Source organism: Desulfofarcimen acetoxidans DSM 771 (assembly GCF_000024205.1).
In the GTDB taxonomy this organism is placed as follows: Bacteria; Bacillota; Desulfotomaculia; order Desulfotomaculales; family Desulfofarciminaceae; genus Desulfofarcimen; species Desulfofarcimen acetoxidans.
This window is the reverse complement of record NC_013216.1, coordinates 726483-749953: the sequence shown is the minus strand read 5'-3', so window position 1 is coordinate 749953 and position 23471 is coordinate 726483. Positions and strand designations below refer to the sequence as shown.

The window sequence follows — 23471 nt, the reverse complement described above, 5'->3', positions numbered from 1 at the left end:
CGTGAACATTAATACTTAAAACCTTTCTATTTGCGACAGCATAGCAGCATTATCAAACATAGCATCTAAATTAATCTCCCACTATTTACTTACCTTTACAAGCCGCTAGTTTAATTATTTAACATTTATTCAATGTTACATATTACATCCAAGTAAAAATTTATTATAATTTGTTTTATCATGCAATAGGTGTATATTGTCGATAAATATAATGTAATATAGATCTATTTTTTGTTATAAAATAATTTCTCCCATAAACATAGAAAAAAGCCACGGAAACAACTCCCCGGCTTTTCATATACTTAATTATTATAGCTGGCCAGCATAAAGGCAGAAATATTCTGCTCCTCCGTACTTCTGATGACTTATACTAAGCTGTATTATTGGATTGCTTAGACAAGCGGAGGAATGTTTTGTCCAGGTTACAAGTGTATTAGAAAACGAGCTAAGTGCCGGTGATGTTCTTCGAAAATATAAAGGACAACACATTGTTGAGGCACAGTTTCTTATGTTAAAGGAGCCTGCACTGGCATCAGTGATATATTTAAAAACGCCGCACTTACTATGCTGTTGAATATTTCTTTGCTTATCCGGTCTTTAATACAATATAAGCTAAGAAAAAGTGTGCAAGAAAGTAAAGAAGAACTACCACGTATTGGCTTCAACAAAAGTAAATTATTAAACCCAACAATAAATTATCTCCTAGATTCACTGACTCCATTTAAATTAACTGAGAGCACACAAGGAGGATATGTCTGCAACTGTTATAGTGATCATGATGTTTTAAGCGTAGAAACTATTCTTAATCTACTTGGGATAGATTTATAGCTATATACATATTCTTTCAATTTATATAGTCTAAAAGTTAATTTAGGTATTGATATTGATGTAAATATATTAAAAATTTGTATTGATATTTATTATTGTCCATAAGTATTGAATTCTAGATTTCATTATTAAACTCAGTAAGTTAAAGGTACGGAATTTGAGAGACTATACGATTTTGTACGATTTCAATAACCACAGTGGTTATATAAGAACTATCTGTAGTGAGTTGATTAAGGATAAGGATGGGATGGGATTAGTATAAATGAAATAACCATTAGATATATTTTTACGTTTATTACAACTTTTATTTTGGTAAGTTTTTTGAGATATAACTTTGGGAAAAAACCAATTAATCTATATTTTACTGGTATATGTATATTTATTTTTCTCTGTCTTAATTTCTTACTGTATTATGGTACGGAAAAACCTCAATATAAGAAGTACAAAGTATCTAATAATATTATGGTATGTTATTCCAGCGATACACAGCTATCATTAATAAAAAATATTGAAAAAAATATTCCAAATTTCATTAAAACATCTTCAAAATACTTTACCCCAACATGTTATGAAAGAAACATAACTATATACCTTAAGAACAAGAACACAGCAAAAAGAGACAAAAAATTATTAATGGCTTCTGGCTACTCAATTGATAATAAAATAGTAATTTTAACTGAAAAAAATATAATTGATTTACATAATGGAAATCAAATCACATATTTGAACCCCGATCCATTAAAGACATTTTTTCATGAATATACTCATCAATTAATTAATGCTTCTAACGTTGATTTATTATTACCCATTTGGTTTAAAGAGGGTTTAGCTGAATATATTTCTCATAATACTATTCAAGATTTAAATTATGAATACAAAAACAGTCTTAATTTCTGCATTATTACTAATCCAGCAAATTGGAATCTATATTCATATGAAATGTTATATCAATCAAGTGAATTTTATATTCACAAAATAATTTCCATCTGGGGAACAAGCGCTATTTATCAAATTATTAATAATGTTGGAGAAGAAAATGATTTTATCCGCGTATTTGAACATATAACTAATTGCAAATTTGAAGATATTATCAATCGATTGAATAAATAAACATCCATGAGCTTTACAGAACTGGAAGCCGCCAATGACATTCTAAAAAGAGCCTTAGGTGTATATTCCGACGTGAAAGGGTTCTTCCAGATTAATCCCAGTTACTTCGCAAATCCCTGGTTTCAATAGCACTGTTCTCACTTACGATACTTCTTCGGCCCTTCACTTTCGTTTAGCTCCATGATACCCACATGACCGGTAATTCCGGCCTTTTCCTTAACGCTCACCACCATGCCTTTTGAACACAGCAGCTTAAGGTTGTTTGAACTCTGCACCTGAATACCGAGTTCGAGGGGCCTCCCCTCATCTTTTGCAAAGCACGGAATTGATTGACACTTCAATTCCTTTCATGACACACTACGAAACCTGGGTTAGAAAATAGTCGGTTAAACTTTTCTTTGCATCGTTTTACACTACTTAAACGCAAATTATTGGTACACCTACTGCCGGCACTGATACAGTAGCAATCCATTTAATTTTCGGCATTAGTTTCATTGAAAATACCTCCCTTGTTTTTATCGGGAGAACTTGGCCCACGATCTCCTCTCTGTTAAATTATTAGGAAATTATAAGCTTATTTTGGTGGGTAGGTCCAAAATTTTTCATTATACAAACAGGGTAAAAAATAGAAATTAATAACCATCGCTCGGTGATAATTTCTGTCATCTTTGCCCCGGTTCCTAGGAACCAGTTACGCAAAAAACTAAATTACCGGCAAGATAATCTCCGCTGACCTCCGAATAGAAGGGCTGCGAAATTCGCAGCCCTTCACAAATAACTTGTATAGCTATCTTCTTTTTTAACTGCAGGAATATATATGAGAGTGCTGTTATCAATCCCGTTCATTTCCCTGATTTAACTAAAGCCTTGCGCCCGATATCCCGGCGATACTGCATTCCTTCAAAACTTATTTTTTCAATCATATTGTAGGCACGGGCAATAGCACCTGCTATATCCGGGGCCTGAGCCGCAACTCCCAGCACCCTGCCGCCAGAGGCAACAATATGCCCATCCTTAAGGGCTGTACCGGCATGAAACACAACAGCATCGGCAGCGGTTAACCCAGTAAGGCCGCTGATTTTCCTGCCCTTCTCATAACTGCCGGGATAACCGCCGGAAGCCAGTACTACGCAAACCGCGGCATTGTTCTTCCACTTAACCTCTGTTTGGTCCAGCCTGCGCTCAAGAATAGCTTCGATTATTTCCACTAAATCCGTTTCCAGCAGCATCAGCACCGGCTGGGCCTCCGGGTCGCCGAAACGTGCGTTAAATTCCAATACTTTTACCCCGCCGGCAGTCACCATTAAACCTGCATACAGCACACCCTCGTAATCACGGCCTTCTTCAGACATAGCCCGCACCATCGGCTTAAGTACTTCTTCCACAGCCTGGCGGCAAATTTCAGGAGTGCAAACGGGAGCTGGAGCATAAGCACCCATACCGCCGGTATTCGGCCCGACATCGCCGTCAAAAATCTGCTTGTGATCCTGGGCAGGCAGCATGGGAACTACTGTTAGGCCATCAGTAAAGGCCAACACACTGACTTCTTCACCCTGCAAAAACTCTTCAATTATAATATTCTCCCCGGCCTGTCCGAAGGCTTTGTCCTCCAAAATCTGCCTGACCGCAGCTTCAGCCTCTGCCATTTCAAAGGCTACAATAACGCCTTTTCCGGCAGCCAGACCGTCAGCCTTGACGACACAGGGAACACCGACTTCTTTAAGATAAGCATAAGCCGCAGCCGGATCGGTAAAAGAACCGTATTTGGCGGTTGGAATACCGTATTTAAACATGATTTCTTTGGCCAGTACCTTGCTGCCTTCAATAGCCGCAGCACGCGCGGAAGGCCCGAAAATCTTCAAGCCTGCTTCCCGGAACACATCCACGATACCCTCTGTAAGAGGGGCTTCCGGGCCGACCACGGTCAGATCGATCTTTTCTTTACGGGCAAAAGCCAAAAGACCCTGAATATCCTCGGCTTTAATATCCACACATACAGCGTCACCGGCAATCCCGGCATTGCCCGGAGCACAGAATATCTCCTTAATACGAGGGCTCTGGCGAAGTTTCCAGACTAGGGCATGCTCACGGCCTCCACCGCCAACAACTAAAACTTTCATGAAAAAACCTCCGTACTAGTGTTTAAAATGCCTCATGCCGGTAAAAACCATGGCCATGCCGTGCTCATTGGCCGCTGCTATGGATTCCTCATCACGGTTTGAACCGCCCGGCTGAATAATGGCTGTCACACCGGCGTTAGCCGCCTCATCCAGAGTATCTCTAAACGGGAAGAAAGCATCGGAAGCCATTACAGCGCCGCTGGCTTTTTCACCTGCCTGCTCTATGGCTATCCTGGCAGAACCTACCCTATTCATCTGCCCGGCACCGATACCGACCAACTGCCGGTCTTTGGTTAAAACTATAGCATTGGATTTAACATGCTTAACTATAGTCATGGCAAAAGTCAATTCAGCCATTTGCTCGTCAGAAACCTGCCGGCTGGTTACAGTCCTAAGCTCTTCCTGGTTAAACACCTGCCTGTCCGCATCCTGCATCAAGAACCCTCCGTTAACCTGGCGCACCTCTTTCAGGTCATTGGTCTGGGTGTCCAAGGGTCCCACTTCCAAAAGACGCAGCGCTTCCTTCTTAGTCAGGATATCCATTGCCTCCCGGGAAAAGCCGGGTGCGATAACCACTTCCAGGAATACCTCGCTCATAGCCGCAGCCGCAGCCGCATCAACTGTCCGGTTAAAAGCGGCAATACCGCCGAAAGCAGATACAGGATCACAGGCGAAAGCCTTCTTATAGGCTTCTGCCAATTCATCGTCACAAGCAGCACCGCAGGGATTATTATGCTTAATAATCACAGCGGCAGGTTGCTTGAATTCACGCACCAATTCCAGCGCGGAATTGGTATCCAAGATGTTGTTATAGGATAAGGACTTGCCGTGCAGTTGTATGGCATTAGCCACACAAGGCCCACTGCTCAGCATATCACGGTAAAAAGCGGCCCTCTGGTGCGGGTTTTCACCGTAACGAAGCACCTGTACCAGTTCAGCCGAAACAGTCATATTCTGGCGAAATAATTCATTACCGCAGGAAAGCTTCTGCAAATAGGCGGTGATGGCAGAATCATAGGATGAGGTATGAGCAAAAGCTTCCAGGGCCAGCAGACAGCGTAGATCCTCGCTTACCTGCCCGGTTTGCAAAGCTGTCAGAACTTCCTCATAGCGATAAGGGTTTACCACTGTCAAAACATATTTATGATTTTTAGCCGCTGCCCGCACCATGGCCGGGCCCCCGATATCTATATTCTCAATAGCCTCCTCAAAAGTCACTCCCGGTTTAGCTATAGTTTCCCGAAAGGGATATAAGTTTACCGCTACCAGGTCGATCGTCTCAATTTGCTGTTTATCCAACTGGGCCAGGTGCTCCTCCGTGCGTAAAGCCAGTATGCCGCCGTGCACTTTAGGATGCAGGGTTTTTACCCGGCCATCCAGTATTTCGGGAAAACCGGTTACGTCTGAAACATAAGTAACCGGTAAGCCGGCTTCTCTGATGGTTTTAGCCGTACCACCGGTGGAAATAATCTCTACACCCAGGTTTACCAAGCCGCGAGCGAATTCTACAACTCCCTCTTTATTGGAAACGCTGATTAAGGCTCTTTTTATTTTCATTCGGCTCAACCTTTCTTTTATACTAAGTGATCAAACTATACTTACTTTTCTTCCCGCCACTACAATCCTACCCTCTGCAAACAATCGCAGGGCCTCCGGGTAGAGACGGTGTTCCTGTTCTAAAATTCTGGCCGACAGGCTGTCCTCATCATCCCCGTCCGACACCGGAACCGCCGCCTGCAGAATAATCGGGCCTGTATCCATGCCTTCATCCACAATGTGAACTGTACAGCCGCTGTACTTGACACCGTACTCGCAGGCCTGGCGCTGGGCATGAAGACCCGGAAAAGCAGGTAAAAGCGCCGGGTGAATATTTATAATTTTATTGGGGTAGGCAGCTAACATTACTTTACCCACCAGCCTCATATAACCTGCCAGGCAAACAAGCTCCACCCCGTGCGCCAGCAGTATTTCCACAACAGCCGCATCGTAATCCTGCCTGCTCTGATAATTCCCCGGGTTAATATAAACCGCCGGGATACCTGCCGCTCTTGCTCTTTCCAGCGCATAAGCAGAAACCTGATCGCTGATTACCAGGACCACTTCCGCCTCAAGCTGCCTGGCGGCGCAGGCATCCATGATTGACTGCAGGTTAGAACCTCGCCCCGAAGCCAGTACGCCCAAACGAAAATCGGACATTTCTCTATCCCCTAACAACCATGACATTATCACTTTAACTCAGATTTTTCAGTACTATAACTTTTATATATATTCCACAACACCGTCTCCGGCTTTTACCTCACCAATTAAGTAAGCCCTTTCCCCCATGGCTGACAGTTCAGACATTACCAATTCAACTTCACCTTCGGAAACGACCAGCACCAGGCCAATACCCATATTGAAGGTGCGCAGCATTTCCGCATCAGCTATTTTACCCACTGACTGGATCAGATTAAACACGGCGGGAACCGGCCAGTTCCTCTCCAGCACCGCGCCCGTGCCGGGCGGCAGTATACGGGGGACATTTTCTGTCAACCCGCCGCCGGTTATATGAGCCAGTCCCTTTATATTATACTTATTCAGTAATGGCAGTACCTGTTTAACATAGATGCGGGTCGGTTCCAGCATCTCTTCCCCCACAGTACGGCCAAGCTCCGGCAGATACCGGTCAACTTTGTAACCGGCAGTTTCCCACAAGGCTTTGCGGGCTAGTGAATAGCCGTTGCTGTGCAGACCGGAGGAGGACAGGCCGATCAACTTATCTCCCGGCTTAATCTGTTTGCCGTCTATAATTTTATGTTTGTCAACCACACCTACAACAAAACCGGCGATGTCATACTCACCGGGAGCGTAAAAGCCCGGCATCTCCGCCGTCTCGCCTCCGATTAAAGCGCAGCCGGCCCGAAGACAGCCCTCGGCCACCCCGCCTACAATTTCCGACACCTTTTCCGGAACCAGCTTGCCCACCGCTAAATAATCCAGAAAAAACAGCGGCTCGGCTCCCTGCACCAGAATATCGTTAGCGCACATGGCCACCGCATCAATACCTATGGTATCATGCTTGTCCAGCAGCATGGCCACCCTTAACTTCGTTCCTACTCCATCGGTGCCTGAAACCAGTACCGGTTCTTGATACCTGGCTTTATCCAGGGCAAACAACCCACCAAAACCCCCGATATCAGTCAGCACTCCGGGACGAAAGGTACTGCGCACCGACTCTTTAATAAGCTTTACCGATCTGTTGCCGGCGCTTATATCTACTCCGGCCCCGGCATAGGTTAAACCTTCCTGCTTATTATCCATTGCTCCGGGACACCCCTTCAATTTGCATGTTAACTTTCCAACTCATACTTTCCGGCCTTCTTCGGTATCTCAACAGGATACTCACCGCTAAAACAGGCGGTGCAAAAATTGCACCGGTTATCACCGAATATGTCCAACAGTCCCTCCAAACTCAGGTAATGAAGCCCGTCGGCCTTAATTATGTTCTTAATATCACTGACCTGCTTGCGGGCCGCAATCAATTCACTCTCATTGGAGGTGTCGATACCATAATAGCAGGAGCGAATAATCGGGGGGGAACTGAGACATAAATGGACTTCTTCAACCCCGCAGTTGCGAAGCATAGCCACCAACTTAGTGCTGGTAGTACCGCGTACCAGCGAATCATCCACCATAACCACTCGCTTGCCGGCCAAAATATCCCGAATCGGGTTTAACTTAAGACGAACAGCCAGATCTCTCATGCTCTGGTTAGGTTGTATAAAGGTACGCCCAATGTAGCGGTTTTTCATCAGACCCTCTTCAAAAGGTATACCTGATTCTTCGGCATAGCCACGGGCTGCAGCAGTTCCTGAGTCAGGTACCGGGATGACAAAATCTGCATCCACCCTGTATTCACGGGCTAACTGCCGTCCCATAGCTCTGCGCACAGTGTTTATATTATAACCGTCCATTGTACTGTCCGGCCTGGCCACATAAATATATTCAAAAATACAGTGTGCCTTCCTGCGCGGGCGCATCATCTGCAGTGAATTCAAACCGTTATCATCAATAATAATTATCTCGCCTGGTTCCATATCCCGCACCAGTTCCGCACCTATAGTAGCAAGAGCGCAGGACTCGGAAGTCACCACCCAGGCATCACCCAGGCGGCCAATACAAAGCGGTCTTATAGCAAAAGGATCACGTACGGCCATCAATTTATTCTCAGTAATAATTACCAGGGAATAAGCACCTTTAAGGTCAATCATGCATTTCATAACAGCTTCTTCCATACTGTTCTGATAATTTCTGGCTATCATATTAACAATAACTTCACTGTCAGTCGTAGATTGAAATACCGCACCGTTAGAAAAAAGCTGCTGGCAAAGTTCTGAAACATTGGTCAAATTGCCGTTGTGCGCCAACCCCATCATTCCCCCGGCGTAACGAAAGACCAGAGGCTGGGCGTTAATCGGCAGGCTGGAGCCGGTAGTGGAGTACCTGACATGCCCAATGGCGATATGCCCTTTAAATTTATCCAGGTTCTCACCGTTAAAAACCTCCGGAACCAGGCCCATGCCTTTTTGCAAAAAGACACTGTCGCCATCTGCCACGGCAATACCGGCGCTTTCCTGCCCTCTGTGCTGCAAAGCATAAAGGCCGTAATACGTCAACCGTGCTACATCCAGACCCCTGCCATAGATACCAAATACTCCGCACTCATCCTTAGGTTTATCATGAGTTACCCATCTGCCCGGTTCATCACTTTCAAAGTGGCCCGCCATGCGTTCCATCTCCCTCCGAATTCGGTGGTCGGTCACCTTCATTCCCAGCTTACCGGTTACCTTGAACCTCGTTAATCTGGAATGTATTTCCGGTCAATCTTCTATAAATTTCCCGGTAAGCTGCTTCAACATCGCCCAGATCCCTGCGGAAACGATCCTTGTCCAGCTTTTCGCCTGTGTGCTTATCCCAAAAACGGCAGGTATCCGGCGATATTTCGTCACCCAACAAAAACTTACCGTTATGAATACCGAACTCCAGCTTAAAATCTACCAGATAGATATCCTTGTCGGACAGGTGCTCCAGCAAAATTCTATTCACCTGCAAACCTGTCTGACGCATCAACTGCAGTTGTTCAGGAGTGGCAAGTTTAAGAACTCTGGCATGATCATCGTTAATCAGCGGGTCGTTTAAACTGTCATTTTTGTAATAAAACTCAACAATAGGGAAATCCAGCAGCGTACCTTCCGGCAAACCCACACGCTTGGACAAACTGCCGGCAGCTATATTGCGCACAACAACTTCCACCATTAGAATTTTTAAAGCCTTAACAATCATATCACGGTCGCCTTGCAGGCTGACAAAATGACTGGGAATCCCTTTTTCAGCCAAAAGATTAAAGAAATAGGCGGAAATCTGTGTATTCAACACACCTTTATTGTCGATGGTACCCTTTTTTGCCCCGTTAAAGGCAGTAGCATCATCCTTAAACTCAACCCAAAAGCATTCCGGATGATCTGTTTTATATACTCTTTTAGCTTTACCTTCGTAAAGCATTTGCAATTTCTGCATGATATTTCCTCACTTTCTACAGACCAAATCGGCTGTATATTTCATCAATATATTGAAGGTGAAAACTATAGTCAAATAGTTCGGTAATTTCTTCCTTGCTCAGCACGTTCATGACTTCTTCATCTTTAAACAAAAGCTCCTGAAAGGGCTCTCCGGTACTCCAGGACGGCATAGCATTTCGCTGCACCAGCTCGTAAGACCTCTCACGGCTTAAACCCTTATCCACCATTGCCAGCATTACACGCTGGGAAAAGATTAAACCGTGTGTGCGCTCGACATTGCGTTTCATATTCTCCGGGTAAACCAGGAGGTTCTCCATAATATTAATGAATTTAAACAACATATAATCAACTGCCGTGGTGCTGTCTGGAATAATCACTCTTTCCACTGAAGAATGAGAAATATCCCGCTCATGCCACAAGGCCACATTCTCCATGGCTGCCAGAGCATTGCCTCTGACAAGGCGGGCCATGCCGCAAATCCTCTCGGTAACAATGGGGTTTCTCTTGTGCGGCATAGCTGAAGAACCCTTCTGGCCTTTTTTAAAGAATTCCTCCGCTTCCAGAATATCAGTGCGCTGCAGGCTGCGTATCTCAGTGGCAAACTTGTCCAAAGAACTGGCGATAACAGCCAGAGTGCTCATAAATTCCGCGTGGCGGTCACGCTGGATAACCTGCGTAGAAACTTTAGCCCTGTCCAAACCAAGCCTTTTGCAGACATGGGCTTCCACTCTGGGGTCAATATTAGCATAAGTACCTACAGCGCCGGAAATCTTGCCGACACTGACGGTGGCAACAGCAGCTTTCATACGATCTATGTTGCGCTCTGTCTCAGCTGCCCACAGCAGCATTTTCAGGCCAAAGGTAATCGGCTCAGCATGAATGCCGTGCGTGCGCCCTATCATCAGAGTATTGCGATGCTCTTTGGCTTTCTCCAGCAGCACTTCATAGAGCTTTATTAAACGGCCTAATATTTGCTCTCCGGATTCTTTAATCTGCACTGCCTGTGCTGTATCCACAACGTCGGAGGAAGTCAGTCCCATGTGAATATATTTGGAGGAATCACCAACATACTCACCTACGCAGGTTAAAAAAGCGATCACATCGTGATTAGTAATCTCCTCTATCTCCAACACCCTGTCAACATTGAAGTCAGCCTTTTCTTTAATCTCCTTTAAAGCGGCATCCGGGATCTGGCCCATTTCATTCAAAGCCTCACAGGCATAAATCTCAACATCCAGCCATTTTCTGAATTTATTTTCCTGTGACCAGATCCGTTTCATTTCGGGTAAAGTATAACGTTCGATCATCTAATTACCTCCGGTGCAATAATTTATCTTAACCGGTATAAATTTGCAGCCCATCCCGTCTGACCCACTTCATTTATCCGGTTCCCTTTAGACAGTATAATAACAACTATCTTCCTGTTTTCTCCTTCAGGTACTCCTCTATTCCAATCTCCGACAACCGCTTATTCTTGCTCTCCACATGTCTGGACAAATCCTCTTTATACGCTTTCACTCTGGCTCTTACACCGGCATCACCGGTCCCGATAATTTGAGCAGCCAGAATGCCGGCATTTTGCGCACCGTTAATAGCAACCGTAGCCACCGGAATACCAGCCGGCATTTGCACTATGGCATAGAGAGCATCCACACCTTCCAGAGCACCGCTTTTTATAGGCACACCAATTACCGGCAGGGGTGTCAGCGCGGCAATTACACCGGGCAGGTGAGCGGCCCCACCGGCACCTGCGACAATAACCGCCAGGCCCCTTGATTCGGCAGAAGCCGCATAAGCGGCAGTTTTTTCAGGAACACGGTGAGCGGAAGAAATAATTACTTCATAAGCTATGCCGAATTTATCCAACATATCAGCACAAGCCTTCATAACCGGCAGATCGGAATCACTGCCCATGACAATGCCAACCATTGGTTGAGACATTGGTTTCCCTCCTAATTATAAGACACAATATCATAAATCTAAAAATTTTATTTAATCAAAACCTGATATATTAGCTTTAATGATATAGTATTTTACTGAACTATCATAGGATTTCCTGTAAAACTTAATAGAAATATAAAAGAAATAAAAACATTATTCACCGGCTAAAAACAGATAGCGTGCGATAACCAGGAAGAACAATATATACATTAGCCAGTGTACCTCTTTAATCCTGCCTGTAGCTACCTTTAATACAGTGTAGAATATAATGCCTGCGGCAATACCATTGGCTATACTGTAAGTAAAAGGCATAATAACCATAGTCAAAAAAGCAGGCAGCCCGTCAGAAATATTGTCAAAATCTATTCCGGCAACAGCTGAACACATTAACAAGCCCACAATAATCAATACCGGAGCAGTAGCCGCACTGGGTATTAACCCGGCAATCGGGGCCAGTACCAAAGCCAAAAGGAAAAGAGCGCCTGTGGTAACTGCTGTCAAACCTGTGCGCCCGCCTTCTCCGATACCGGCAGTACTTTCAATATAAGCGGTAACTGTACTGGTTCCCATTAAAGCTCCGAAAGAAACGCCAAAAGCATCTACCAGCATGGCCCGGCCAATGCGAGGGGATCGTCCTTTTTCATCCAGCAAACCGGCCTTACCGGCAGTACCTATAAGGGTGCCGAAGGTATCGAATAACTCAACAAAAGTAAAGGTGAAAACAGCGGTCAAGAGCCCCATATTCAAAGCGCCTTTTATATCCATTTTGCCTACAGCCAGATGGCTGAAATCAGGCAGAGAAAAAGGGCTGAAATTGGGCGGCACTACCGTAACACCCAGGGGAATACCTATTAAAGTGGCAGCCAGAATCCCCAGCAGCAAAGAACCCTTAACCTTCCTGGCCATCAATATGCCTGTTATCACCAGCCCGATCAGAGCCAGTAAAGTAGCCGGGTTGGCAAAACTGCCCATGAATATGTTCCACTCAAAAAACTTTAGGGTGGCAACACCACCTGATTTCTGCAGTCCTTCAAGAGTGGGAGGAATAACGGGACCGGCTTTAACAACCATAATCTCTGACATCTTGATGCCTAAAATAGTAATAAACAAACCGATACCAACAATAATCGCCCTTTTTAAGGAATTGGGCACAGCTTCCACCAGCAATTGGCGTATTTTAGTAACAGTAAGAATAATAAAAATAAGACCGGAAATAAAAACAGCACCCAGCGCCGTCTGCCAGGGAATACCGACTCCTTGAGCAGCAACTGCGGCAAAATAGGCATTTAAACCCATGCCCGGAGCCAGAGCAATAGGAAAGTTAACAATTAAACCCATGGCAATAGTCACTATCCCGGCAGCAACTGCTGTGGCAAAAAATACTGCATCCTTATTCATACCGGTTGCGGACAAAATATTAGGATTTAAAAACAATATGTAGGCCATAGTCATAAAAGTAGTAGTACCGGCGATCACCTCAGTTCTCACGTCGGTATGATACTGCCTTAGCTTAAAAATCCTTTCCAGCACATTACACCCTCCCTTTTAAATTTATTATGATTTTTCCTACCGTTTATTATTTTAATAAGGCAGGGAAAACATACTAAAACAGGTCATAATTGCTAACAAAAAAACCCGGACAGATAGGCTTCATGAGTGAAACCTACCCGCCTGGGCTTTTATCCCTCTAGGTGTAGCATTATACCGGAACACCCTGCACAACGCCTGTACCGCTCGGACCAAACCAACCGCCTGCATAAGCGGATGTGGAACCCTAGGCACACTTTCCTCTATTAAAACATCATAATCATCAATCTAACTTTAATGTTAACAAAGTTTAACAACAAAAGTCAACAAGAAAATTATATTAGACTAATTAGCATGGATTTTTAGATTATTATAGCAAAAATTAATGCTAAAGAAGCAATTTTGCAACTGCAGGAAAGCTTGTTAGGACTTTCACGTTGCTTGCCCGTAGCATTAAAAATTTTAATGCTAAAAGTGTTCAGTTTTCAACCACGATGTCGATAAGTAAAATAGATATCCATTATGCAAGTTACCCGATATTATGGAGGGATATATTATGTTATTTAAGGAATTCATTGTTAAGCATATATCCTACATTCTTGCTTTTATCAGTTTGCTTTCGGGTGTAGGTATTTGTTGCATAGTAAAATATGAAGATAATTTTATCTATCTGGTGTTTTTATTCATATTTTTTCAAACAATTGCCGGATTGGTATTGGGCAGAATTATTAATAATTTATATAAGCAAGCCTACGTGGATTTTTTAACCGGTCTATATAACAAAAACTATTTCAATAAAAAACTAACCAATGAACTTAAGAAGACCCAAAACTCGAATTCTGTTTTATCTCTTCTAATTATAGATATTGATAACTTTAAAGGGATTAACGACAACTACGGTCATGTAATGGGTGATAAGGTCATCAGTGCTTTAACCAATGTCCTTCGCCAGAACTTAAGAGGTGTGGATATACTATCTAGATGGGGTGGCGAGGAATTTACAGTTATTCTTCCTGAAACCAATACAGAAGGAGCTGCAGCATCAGCCGAGAGATTAAGAAACATTATTGAGGATACCAACCTGTTTTGCGGCAAAGTCACTGTCAGTATAGGTGTTGCATCTACTAATGGACATATTGATAAAGATATTTTAGTAGCTCAGGCTGACAAAGCCTTATATAAAGCCAAAGAGAAAAGAAACACTGTTGTAAGCCTGGGTTATACAGGAGGCAACCTGAGGTTGATTGAGGGTTTACTGGCAATATAAGTTCCAAATTATAATATCAATGCAACGAAACAAATGAGGAGGTAATAGTAATATGCCGAAACTAGGTATAAAGGGCAGACAATGGCTAAAAGGTCTGCACATTTTCTTCTGTTGTACCTGGGTAGGTACAGGCTTATCAATGGTTCTGCTTGGCCTCATGAAAACTCATGTAGTCAATGGTGATGAATTATTTGCATTTAATGCCTCCATAAAATTATTGGATGACTACATCGTAATACCCTCAGCTTTTGGTTGCTTGATAACAGGGTTGCTTATATGCTGGCTGACAAACTGGGGTTTTATCAAATTCAACTGGGTTATTGTTAAATGGGCGGCAACTGTTGCTCAAATTCTTTTTGGCACTTTCTTCCTAGGTCCCTGGGTAAATGGAGCTACCGCTATTGCTGATGCTGATAGAATTCATGCACTTCAAAATACCGCTTATCTTTATGACAGGCACATGAACAATATTTGGGGTAGTATACAAGTAGCATTCTTAGTTGTTCTGGTCTTCATTTCTGTATTTAAGCCATGGGGCAAAAGAGAAGCAACTGCTGCTAAAAAATAAGTTTTTCAAAATGTTGCCAGGGTTGAAAATTGAGCCTCTAAACCCTTTATTTCACAGGGTTTAGAGGCTTTACACCATCACTCCCACTCAATAGTCCCAGGGGGTTTGGAGGTTATATCATAAACTACCCGGTTAATTTCTTTTAATTCGTTAACTATCCTTGAAGATATCGACTCAAGCACTTCATAGGGCAAACGCACCCAGTCAGCCGTCATACCGTCATTACTCTGCACAGCCCTAAGCACTGCGGTATAGGCATAAGTCCGCTCGTCCCCCATCACCCCGACACTCTTCATCTGGGGCAGCACAGCAAAGGCCTGCCAGATAGACCTATACAGCCCGGCCTTTTTGATCTCATCCAACACTATTGCATCCGCTTCACGCAGCACTTCCAGCTTGTCCTTAGTGATCTCACCCAGAATACGAATAGCCAAACCAGGACCGGGGAATGGCTGACGCCAGACCACTTCTTCCGGTATACCCAATTCCTCACCCAGTACGCGCACCTCATCCTTAAACAGCCAGCGCAGCGGCTCAATCAGCTTTAACTTCATATCCTCAGGCAAACCGCCCACATTATGGTGCGACTTGATAACTGCTGCCGTAGCCGTACCGCTCTCCACCACATCCGGGTAAAGAGTTCCCTGCACCAGGTAGTCTATCTGTCCCAGCTTAGCCGCCTCTTCCTCAAAAACACGGATGAACTCTTCCCCGATAATCTTTCGCTTGCGCTCCGGATCGGTCACACCCTGCAAACGGCTTAAAAACCTCTCTTCAGCATCCACTGCAATGAGATTTATATGAAACTTATCCCGGAAAGTGCTTATAACCTGCTCGGCCTCACCTTTCCGCAAAAGCCCGTGATCCACAAAAACACAAGTCAATTGATCACCGATAGCCCTGTGCACCAATACCGCCGCCACTGAAGAATCAACCCCGCCGCTAAGTGCACAGAGAACCTGCCTGTTACCGACAGTTTTATGAACTTCCGCCACTTCAGTTTCCAGAAAAGATTCCATTGTCCAAGAAGCATGGCAGCCACAGATATTGTATAAAAAGTTTTTCAGTATATCCATACCTTTCGGTGTATGCACCACCTCGGGGTGAAACTGCACCGCATAGAGCTTTTGTGCCCGGTTCGACATAGCGGCAACCGGAGCAAGTGAAGTACAGGCGGAAACTCCGAAACCCGGAGGTGGCGACTCCACCAAATCCCCGTGGCTCATCCAGCAGGGCTCCGCATCCTCCAAGCCGGTCAGCAATTCATCTTTGGACAGAACATTTATTACAGATTTACCATACTCACGCTGCCTGGCAGGAGACACCTTGCCTCCCAACTGGTGTGCCATAAGCTGCATGCCATAACAGATACCCAAAACAGGAATGCCTAACTCATACAACTTTGGGTCAGCTGACGGCGCCCGGTCTGAATAAACGCTGGAAGGCCCGCCTGAAAATACAATCCCCTTTGGCTTACCCGCCGTTATTTTTTCCAAAGGCGTGCTGAAAGGCAATATCTCACAATAGACTTTACATTCCCGAATACGTCTGGCTATCAACTGCGTATACTGTCCACCGAAATCCAAAATCAGCACCATTTCATTTTCCAAAAACAACACACCTCACTTCGCCACTTATAACTAAATAATCAAAAGGAAACTTAAGTATAAACACTGCGCTTCAATACTCCGATATAGGGAAAATTGCGATAGCGCTCATTGTAATCAAGCCCGTAGCCAACCACAAATTGATCCGGTATATCGAAACCGTTATAATCAACCTTGACCTTTGCTACTCGACGTTCAGGCTTATCCAACAGGGTGCAGACTTTGAGGCTGGCCGGATTACGGGATTGCAAGCTCTGCACCAGGTAATTCAAAGTCAAACCTGTATCAACAATGTCTTCTACAATTATAACATGACGTCCTTCTATCGGCCGATCCAAATCTTTTAAAATACGCACCACACCGGAAGAAGCGCTCCCCGCACCATAGCTGGATACAGCCATAAAATCAAAATAGACAGGTATACTGATATACCGCACTAAATCAGCCAAAAAAACTGCGGCTCCCTTTAAAATACCAACCACCAGTATTTCTTTTCCCGCATAATCACAGGATATCTGTTCTCCCAATTCCCTTATCCTTTTTTGTACTTCTTGTTCAGTTATCAAAACCTTATCCAGATCAGGATGCATGCTTATCCCTCCGGTTCCATAATAAATAATTCATTAAAATCCGGGGTATTATATCAAAAAACAGCGTGTTGTGTCAATGAAATACATAAATTAACAGTACCGATACAATTAAACCCCCACCATAGGTGAGGGCTTAACTATTTTTATAACGGCGGGTTTATAGTAATGTCTTTATCATAGTCACTGAACTTCAATCTAAGATTAAACTTTACTTGTTCATGCCCTTTAGACAATGCGCTGATATCAGCCTGTTTGATCAGATAATCATCGGGGCTTATTCTGATATGATACTCAAAGTTAATAAAATTCTCCATAAAGGGGTTAGCTAAATTCGGTTGTAAAAGCAGTTCCACATACTCCTGCTCCTTGTCTTTCACCTTACCCAAGTTTTTGATCTGGGGAATATCTTTAAAATTGAACATACCCAGAGGATTCAGTTCCGTAATAAATAATTCAGATTGAGACAACTGGTTGCCCTCTAACTTTATCCATTGCTTAGTATAGGGATCCTTCATAAAACCCTTTTCCCCAATCTGAATAAACTCCAGCTTAGTATTGGCCATACTGCCCGTCAAATGCACCCTATCCGGAAAAACCCGTTCCCCCTCTCCCCGCATATTAGTTTTGCCGTTATACAATACCTCAACCTGATAACGATATGTCTTGCAAGCCCTGGTACGATCCAAAGCGGTGGACCATAATTCTTCCCCTGATAACTGAGGACGCTGCTTAAACATAAACATAAAACCGGCAGCAGCTAAACTGCCCAGAAAAATCAATAAACCAACAGCACCTAAAATTTGCTTCTTATTAAATATGAACCATTGAGATCGCTGCATAATACCACTCCCTTTACTGTTGTTCAATAACACACACCTTATTTTTACAACATCAAAACACGTTATAAAATAGTATTGTCTGTAGAATGGAAATATGACTAAACAATGCTTACTTTTGGTGGAATTTAAAATCTGTTTTATATATAATCAAAAGGTAAACCAAGGGAGGTCTTATAACGTGGATATTAAAGATATGCAAAAGGAAGTGGACGGCTGGATCAGCCAATTCGAAGAAGGCTACTGGCATCCCTTGTCCATGCTGGCCCGGTTAACAGAAGAAGTAGGTGAACTGGCCAGAGAAGTAAACCACCGTTATGGTCAAAAGCCTAAGAAACCGGAAGAACAACCAGGTGATCTGGCCAGTGAACTGGCAGATATACTGTTCATTATAATTTGCTACGCCAACTCTCTAAACATTGATATAGAGGAAGCCTTCATCAACATGATGAACAAATACAGGCAAAGGGACAAAAACCGTTGGACACCTATAAAAAAGAATTAAATTAGGATTAAGGCAGTGTTTGACATGTAAGATTAGAGATATTATAGTATAAAGTAAGATATTATTACCGCAGAGGTGTTTATTATGGATCAATTTTACATTGCTAGAATAACCACTAAAGGGCAGATAACAGTTCCCCTGGAACTAAGGAAAGCACTTAATGTTAAAGAAGGGGATTACATCCTTTTTGAAAAAAAAGGGCCTCGAGTGGAAATTAAGAAGATGATGCCTCCCAATGATTTCGATAATTTTGCGAGACCGATTAGGGAAAGATTTGAGAGGGAAGGAATAACCTCTGATGATGTTGAGGAAGCGATAAAGTGGGCACGGGGAGAAAGCAAAAAATGAGGATAACAGTTGATACCAATGTCCTTATTTCAGCCCTGGGATGGAACGGTGCGGAAGCAGCCATTATCAAGATGGTATTGGAATCCACCCTGGAACTGTGCCTTTCTGCACAAATTCTGAGTGAGTTTTACAGGGTTGTCAAATACCCCAAACTTGGCTTTACAGATCAGGAAACCGATGGTTTCGTAGGAAGATTATTGCCCCATATTGTTTTTGCAAGTCCCACAAACAAAATTAATGTTATTTCGGCAGACCCGGATGATAACAAAATTATTGAATGTGCCATTGAAGGAAAATCAAATTATATTATTTCCGGTGATAAGCATCTTTTACAATTGCATGAGTATAAAGGAATACAAATATTGAGGGCTCCTGAATTTTTGCAGATAGCTTCAGGCTAAATTTCTACAATCCTATCCCTGATTATTTGCAAACAAAGTTGTAATTCCCCTCATTATATAATAGAATTTTCCTAGCACAATAAATAGATAGAATTAAAGGAGGATACCTTATTGGCCACCATAATCCCCATTAAAGGATTACGCTATAATCAAAGCCTGGCAGGCAGTATGAACTCACTGGTAACACCGCCTTATGATGTCATCGATGAAAAGGCACAGGACAGCTACTACAGGATCAACCCCTACAACGTCATTCGCCTGGAATATGGGAAAAAATACCCACAAGACAACAACTTCAATAACCGTTATACCAGAGCGGCCAAAGATTTTACAGAATGGCTTCAAGAAAAAATACTCGTGCCTGAAGAGAAACCGTCGCTGTACCTTTACGAACAGGAATTTACCGCAGCAGGTGAAAAGAAAGTGCGAACAGGCTTTATCGCCGGCGTAAAGATAGAACCATATGCAAACGGAGTAGTACTTCCCCATGAAGAAACACTGCCAAAGCACAAAGCAGACCGTCTGGCTCTCATGCACGCCTGCCGGGCTAATTTCAGCCCCATCTTTGGTCTTTTCGCCGACAGCAGCATGAAAGTCGACAGCCTGTTAAAAACAGCCAAAAACAGGCCGGCAGATGTAGATTTCACTGACGAGTCAGGACTAATGCATCGCCTGTGGGTAATTTCAGACACAGACACAGTACAAAAAGTGCAGGAAGCCATGAGCGAGCAGCGTATATTCATTGCTGACGGTCACCACCGTTATGAAACATCCTTAAACTACCGCAACGAGCGAAGAAATGAGGATGAATCAATTTCCGGCACACCTGACAATAAACTGCAGGAACCTATAAACGATGAATACCCGGCAGCCCCCTACAACTATATTATGATGACACTGGTTAACCTTTACGATCCGGGATTGGTGGTATTTCCCACCCATCGTCTGGTAAAAAATATAGACTCTTTTGACCTGGAAAACTTTTTAAAGAAAATTACGCAAAACTTTGACCTGGAGGAATTCTGTTTAAACCAGGATAAAAGCAATTTTTCTCAGTTCTTAGAGCGTATGGCTCAACTGGGGGAAATGGATCAGTCCCAACACAAACATGCTTTTGGCTTATACACAGGCCAGAGCCTGTATATCATTATTTTAAAAGAAACCACTAATCTGTCCGATTATATGCCCGGCGACAAGTCTTCCGACTGGCGGGGATTGGATGTTTCAGTCCTACACTCCCTGATTATGGAAAATTATCTGGGTATAGGAGGAGAACAGAGGGCCAATGAAGCAAATCTCACCTATACCAGAGAAGAGGCAGGAGCACTGGAAAAAGTAGACAAAGGAGAATACCAGCTGGCCTTTTTCATGAATCCCACCAGAGTTGAAGAAGTAACGGCAGTAGCTTCCAACGGTGAAAAGATGCCCCAGAAATCCACCTTTTTTTATCCCAAGCTGATCACAGGATTGGTAATAAATAAATTGTAATCATTAAAGGCACCTTACTTGTCCATGTAGGTGCCTTTAATGTCCTATAAGGTATTGTATTCTTTCCTGCGGAGTTATCACATTGGTTATCCGCACGCCAAAATTCTCATTAACAACGACAACTTCCCCTCTGGCTACCAGAGTACCGTTAACTAAAACCTCAACCGGTTCTTCCACCAGCGCGCCCAATTCCACCACGGAACCGGGAGTAAGACCGAGCACATCCTTAATCGGTTTCTTTGTTTTACCGAGCACCACAGTAACATTTAGAGGAACATCAAGTATAAGATTGATCTTATCCCAATTGACATCAGCCGGCGTTTGAGAAACACGTTCTTCCGGCACGGACTGATAACCGGTCTGATTTTGCCCGCCGGCAGCCATTGGCGACAAATTTTCAGGCGGCTTATTAGTAACCGGTTCAGTAGACGGTACGGGTTCTTCAACTCTAACAGCCATTTCAGGTGCGGCAGGCTCCAAACCGCTCAACAGCAATCCTACCTCATACTTGGCGGTTTCTACCGACATAATCTGCATAATCTCAGTATCCATAACATCACCGACAATCATGCGAAAAGAAATAACCACTAAAGGATGTGTGTCAATAATTTCTCCCAGATTTTCTCTTGCTCTTATAATATGGGTTTCGGGAGGAGAAATATTTATGATCCGGTTGAAGATGGCAGCCAAACTGGTTGCAGCGGTTCCGATCATCTGGTTCATCGCTTCTGACGCAGCACTGATTTCCAGTTCGGTTATCTCATTTGAAGCCGGGATACCTTCCCCACCCATCATTAAGTCAGCTATGATCAAAGCGTCACGCAATGTCACAACCCAAAGATTAAATCCAATAATTCCCTCTGTGTACTGAACCTTAACCGTCATAAACGGAAGCTCAAAAGACGACAAAAGCTCCGTCTCAGTAAGTATAGAAATACGTGGACTGGTAATTTGCACTCGTTGATTTAACAGTGCTGAAAGGGTCGTTGAAGCAGATCCGGTAGATATATTACCAACCTCACCTAAAGCGTCCTTCTCCTGCGATTCGAGAATATTCTCCAAAGAGACACCGGCAGAAACATCCATTGCGTTCATCAATGACGATACTGCTTCCTTGGCGGTTTCCACTGATATTATCTGTATAATCTCCGTGTCTAACATATCGCCCACTGTCATTTTAAAAAACAATACTACAAAAGGCCCTTCAACAACCAATTCTTCCAGAGTATCCCCTTCATTAATAATCCTTGTTTGAGGCGGGGAAATATCAATCGTTCGGTTGAACATGCCTGCCAAACCGGTTACCGACGTAGAAATCATCTGGTTCATTGCTTCTGATGCGGCACTGATTTCCAGCTCGTTTATTTCACCAGTCACGGGAGTTCCTTCTACTCCCATCATCAAATTAGCCATTACCAAGGCATCGTGCAATTTCACAAGCCAGAGGTTAAAGCCGCTCAGGCCTTTGACAAACTGAACTCTAACGGCCATATAAGAAGCTCTGTAAGAAGACATAAACTCCTCTTCAGACATAATACTTATACTGGCACCGGATATTTGCACCTGCTGGTTTAACAAGGAAGAAAGTGTTGTTGAAGATGTGCCCATAGAAATATTAGATACTTCACCAAGGGCATCTATTTCATCGGATCTTAGCACCTGTTCTTCAACAATGACAGGTTCAGTCTGACCGGAACTGCTTAGAAGCGCATCTATTTCTTCCTGACTTAACAGTTTGCCTCCATTATTGCTCAATAGCCACTCCTCCTTCAGTCAAGGAGGTAATTTGAACTGCCATAAAACGCCCCATTGTACCGGGCTGCACCTTGTATTTTAATTTTTCCTCTAAAAAAAGGTCTACATCCTCGTCAATGCGCCTGTCCAGTGTCAACACATCACCTTCCTGAAGTTGTAAGAAATCCCGCACGGATATTTTAGTTTCTCCGGCAACAGCGGTTAGTGTTAATTCAGCCTGTCCCATCCAGTATTCCAGCCGACGCAGGTCATCCTCTTTAGCCATATCCTTCCTGGTATTGCGGTAATGTATGGACAATTTAGACAAAACAGGTTCCAGCATTAAATAAGGCAAGCAAAGATTAATCAAGCCCCTGGATGTACCGCCGATAACCGTGCTAAAAGTTAACAAGGCTATTATCTCACCCGGGTTCATTACCTGCATCAAACGAGGATTAGTTTCTATACTTTGCAGCTCGGCAGTTACTTCATAAAGATCTTGCCATGCGAGAACAAGCTGTTCCAGCAATTTAGGAATCAGTTTTTTTATTACTGACAGTTCAATATCAGTTAACTCACGTACCCGGTCTGACATTTTCCCGGTTCCGCCAAACAACAAATCAATAATGGGAAAAAGGAATTGCGGATTTGTCTCTAAAACTGCCGGACCCGTAAGCGGCGGTAATGAAAAAACTGTCAAAAGAGTAGGGCTGGGCACCGAGCCGACAAAGTCATCAAAGGTAAATTGATCCACCGAAATTACACGTACTACTATGCTGGCTCTTAAATAACCTGTTAAATAGCTCGACAACAGGCGGCCATATCCCTCATGCAGCATCTGAAGAGTTCTTAACTGATTTTCGGAAAACTTATTTGGACGTCTGAAATCATAGCTCTTATATCTCATCCGCAGTTCCTGTATTTCTGCTTCTTTTAGATCTTCCGCTTTTATTATTCCGGATTTCAGACCATCTAATAACCTGTCAATCTCCTTTTGTGATAAAACATCAGACAAATTATGCCCGCCTTTCCTAAGTCATAAT

General features: G+C 43.5%; 21 protein-coding genes. 7 read left to right on the top strand and 14 right to left on the bottom strand.

Annotated features, from left to right (window positions below; translation table 11 throughout):
- Positions 1-1149: 1149 nt before the first annotated feature.
- The gene (locus DTOX_RS03585) at positions 1150-1938 is read left to right on the top strand and encodes a hypothetical protein (RefSeq protein WP_042315354.1); all 789 of its coding nucleotides are present in this window, start codon (positions 1150-1152) and stop codon (positions 1936-1938) included.
- Positions 1939-2780: 842 nt separating this feature from the next.
- Here the strand turns inward: DTOX_RS03585 and purD are convergent.
- The 9 genes from purD to DTOX_RS03540 all read right to left on the bottom strand — a co-directional run bounded on the left by purD (position 2781) and on the right by DTOX_RS03540 (position 13087).
- Entirely contained in the window at positions 2781-4058 is a 1278-nt protein-coding gene (gene purD, locus DTOX_RS03580) for a phosphoribosylamine--glycine ligase (protein ID WP_015756367.1), read from the bottom strand.
- A gap of 15 nt (positions 4059-4073) precedes the next feature.
- Complete coding sequence (gene purH / locus DTOX_RS03575) at positions 4074-5615, bottom strand: bifunctional phosphoribosylaminoimidazolecarboxamide formyltransferase/IMP cyclohydrolase (protein ID WP_015756366.1); 1542 nt, start codon at positions 5613-5615, stop codon at positions 4074-4076.
- Positions 5616-5645: 30 nt separating this feature from the next.
- Positions 5646-6254, bottom strand: a complete 609-nt coding sequence (gene purN, locus DTOX_RS03570; protein WP_042315352.1) for a phosphoribosylglycinamide formyltransferase — start codon at positions 6252-6254, stop codon at positions 5646-5648.
- Positions 6255-6317: 63 nt separating this feature from the next.
- Positions 6318-7358, bottom strand: coding sequence for a phosphoribosylformylglycinamidine cyclo-ligase (gene purM, locus DTOX_RS03565; RefSeq protein WP_015756364.1), 1041 nt, complete (start codon positions 7356-7358; stop codon positions 6318-6320).
- Between the two features lie 29 nt (positions 7359-7387).
- Positions 7388-8824: an amidophosphoribosyltransferase gene (gene purF, locus DTOX_RS03560; RefSeq protein WP_015756363.1), complete on the bottom strand. Its 1437-nt coding sequence runs from the start codon at positions 8822-8824 to the stop codon at positions 7388-7390.
- 49 nt (positions 8825-8873) lie between these two features.
- The gene (gene purC, locus DTOX_RS03555; RefSeq protein ID WP_015756362.1) at positions 8874-9614 is read right to left on the bottom strand and encodes a phosphoribosylaminoimidazolesuccinocarboxamide synthase; all 741 of its coding nucleotides are present in this window, start codon (positions 9612-9614) and stop codon (positions 8874-8876) included.
- Between the two features lie 16 nt (positions 9615-9630).
- Positions 9631-10923, bottom strand: coding sequence for an adenylosuccinate lyase (gene purB / locus DTOX_RS03550; protein ID WP_015756361.1), 1293 nt, complete (start codon positions 10921-10923; stop codon positions 9631-9633).
- Positions 10924-11029: 106 nt separating this feature from the next.
- Positions 11030-11557 (bottom strand): 5-(carboxyamino)imidazole ribonucleotide mutase, encoded by a 528-nt coding sequence (gene purE, locus DTOX_RS03545; RefSeq protein ID WP_015756360.1) that lies wholly within the window; start codon positions 11555-11557, stop codon positions 11030-11032.
- A 153-nt stretch (positions 11558-11710) separates the two neighbouring features.
- Complete coding sequence (locus tag DTOX_RS03540; RefSeq protein WP_015756359.1) at positions 11711-13087, bottom strand: NCS2 family permease; 1377 nt, start codon at positions 13085-13087, stop codon at positions 11711-11713.
- Between the two features lie 553 nt (positions 13088-13640).
- Between DTOX_RS03540 and DTOX_RS03535 the strand changes: the two genes are divergently transcribed.
- Both DTOX_RS03535 and DTOX_RS03530 read left to right on the top strand, forming a co-directional pair.
- Positions 13641-14351, top strand: a complete 711-nt coding sequence (locus tag DTOX_RS03535; protein WP_015756358.1) for a GGDEF domain-containing protein — start codon at positions 13641-13643, stop codon at positions 14349-14351.
- Between the two features lie 52 nt (positions 14352-14403).
- A complete protein-coding gene (locus DTOX_RS03530; RefSeq protein WP_015756357.1) occupies positions 14404-14919 on the top strand; it encodes a hypothetical protein in 516 nt (171 codons plus the stop codon).
- A 77-nt stretch (positions 14920-14996) separates the two neighbouring features.
- On the opposite strand, the gene guaA is transcribed toward DTOX_RS03530, so the two are convergent.
- The 3 genes from guaA to DTOX_RS03515 all read right to left on the bottom strand — a co-directional run bounded on the left by guaA (position 14997) and on the right by DTOX_RS03515 (position 17955).
- Positions 14997-16517, bottom strand: a complete 1521-nt coding sequence (gene guaA / locus DTOX_RS03525; RefSeq protein ID WP_042316615.1) for a glutamine-hydrolyzing GMP synthase — start codon at positions 16515-16517, stop codon at positions 14997-14999.
- 62 nt (positions 16518-16579) lie between these two features.
- Entirely contained in the window at positions 16580-17116 is a 537-nt protein-coding gene (gene hpt / locus DTOX_RS03520) for a hypoxanthine phosphoribosyltransferase (RefSeq protein ID WP_015756355.1), read from the bottom strand.
- Positions 17117-17259: 143 nt separating this feature from the next.
- Positions 17260-17955 carry a hypothetical protein gene (locus DTOX_RS03515; RefSeq protein WP_015756354.1) on the bottom strand — a complete coding sequence of 232 codons (696 nt, stop codon included), beginning with the start codon at positions 17953-17955 and terminating at the stop codon, positions 17260-17262.
- 178 nt (positions 17956-18133) lie between these two features.
- On the opposite strand from DTOX_RS03515, the gene DTOX_RS03510 reads away from it, so the two are divergent.
- The 4 genes from DTOX_RS03510 (at position 18134) to DTOX_RS03495 (ending at position 20694) form a co-directional block, all read left to right on the top strand.
- Positions 18134-18457, top strand: coding sequence for a nucleotide pyrophosphohydrolase (locus DTOX_RS03510; protein WP_015756353.1), 324 nt, complete (start codon positions 18134-18136; stop codon positions 18455-18457).
- A gap of 84 nt (positions 18458-18541) precedes the next feature.
- Entirely contained in the window at positions 18542-18805 is a 264-nt protein-coding gene (locus tag DTOX_RS03505) for an AbrB/MazE/SpoVT family DNA-binding domain-containing protein (RefSeq protein WP_015756352.1), read from the top strand.
- The gene (locus DTOX_RS03500; protein WP_015756351.1) at positions 18802-19206 is read left to right on the top strand and encodes a putative toxin-antitoxin system toxin component, PIN family; all 405 of its coding nucleotides are present in this window, start codon (positions 18802-18804) and stop codon (positions 19204-19206) included. The genes DTOX_RS03505 and DTOX_RS03500 overlap by 4 nt, the downstream gene beginning before the upstream one ends.
- 111 nt (positions 19207-19317) lie before the next feature.
- Complete coding sequence (locus tag DTOX_RS03495; RefSeq protein WP_015756350.1) at positions 19318-20694, top strand: DUF1015 domain-containing protein; 1377 nt, start codon at positions 19318-19320, stop codon at positions 20692-20694.
- A gap of 36 nt (positions 20695-20730) precedes the next feature.
- On the opposite strand, the gene DTOX_RS21280 is transcribed toward DTOX_RS03495, so the two are convergent.
- Together DTOX_RS21280 and fliM are read right to left on the bottom strand one after the other, a co-directional pair.
- Positions 20731-22449, bottom strand: a complete 1719-nt coding sequence (locus DTOX_RS21280; protein ID WP_015756349.1) for a flagellar motor switch protein — start codon at positions 22447-22449, stop codon at positions 20731-20733.
- Positions 22439-23443 (bottom strand): flagellar motor switch protein FliM, encoded by a 1005-nt coding sequence (gene fliM, locus DTOX_RS03485; protein ID WP_015756348.1) that lies wholly within the window; start codon positions 23441-23443, stop codon positions 22439-22441. The genes DTOX_RS21280 and fliM overlap by 11 nt, the downstream gene beginning before the upstream one ends.
- Positions 23444-23471: the final 28 nt, after the last annotated feature.

Coding starts and splice junctions, on each gene's coding strand:
- purD (WP_015756367.1), bottom strand. CDS start 4,058: ATGAAAGTTTTAGTTGTTGGCGGTGGAGGCCGTGAGCATGCCCTAGTC.
- purH (WP_015756366.1), bottom strand. CDS start 5,615: ATGAAAATAAAAAGAGCCTTAATCAGCGTTTCCAATAAAGAGGGAGTT.
- purN (WP_042315352.1), bottom strand. CDS start 6,254: ATGTCCGATTTTCGTTTGGGCGTACTGGCTTCGGGGCGAGGTTCTAAC.
- purM (WP_015756364.1), bottom strand. CDS start 7,358: ATGGATAATAAGCAGGAAGGTTTAACCTATGCCGGGGCCGGAGTAGAT.
- purF (WP_015756363.1), bottom strand. CDS start 8,824: ATGGCGGGCCACTTTGAAAGTGATGAACCGGGCAGATGGGTAACTCAT.
- purC (WP_015756362.1), bottom strand. CDS start 9,614: ATGCAGAAATTGCAAATGCTTTACGAAGGTAAAGCTAAAAGAGTATAT.
- purB (WP_015756361.1), bottom strand. CDS start 10,923: ATGATCGAACGTTATACTTTACCCGAAATGAAACGGATCTGGTCACAG.
- purE (WP_015756360.1), bottom strand. CDS start 11,557: ATGTCTCAACCAATGGTTGGCATTGTCATGGGCAGTGATTCCGATCTG.
- DTOX_RS03535 (WP_015756358.1), top strand. CDS start 13,641: ATGTTATTTAAGGAATTCATTGTTAAGCATATATCCTACATTCTTGCT.
- DTOX_RS03530 (WP_015756357.1), top strand. CDS start 14,404: ATGCCGAAACTAGGTATAAAGGGCAGACAATGGCTAAAAGGTCTGCAC.
- guaA (WP_042316615.1), bottom strand. CDS start 16,517: ATGGTGCTGATTTTGGATTTCGGTGGACAGTATACGCAGTTGATAGCC.
- hpt (WP_015756355.1), bottom strand. CDS start 17,116: ATGCATCCTGATCTGGATAAGGTTTTGATAACTGAACAAGAAGTACAA.
- DTOX_RS03515 (WP_015756354.1), bottom strand. CDS start 17,955: ATGCAGCGATCTCAATGGTTCATATTTAATAAGAAGCAAATTTTAGGT.
- DTOX_RS03505 (WP_015756352.1), top strand. CDS start 18,542: ATGGATCAATTTTACATTGCTAGAATAACCACTAAAGGGCAGATAACA.
- DTOX_RS03500 (WP_015756351.1), top strand. CDS start 18,802: ATGAGGATAACAGTTGATACCAATGTCCTTATTTCAGCCCTGGGATGG.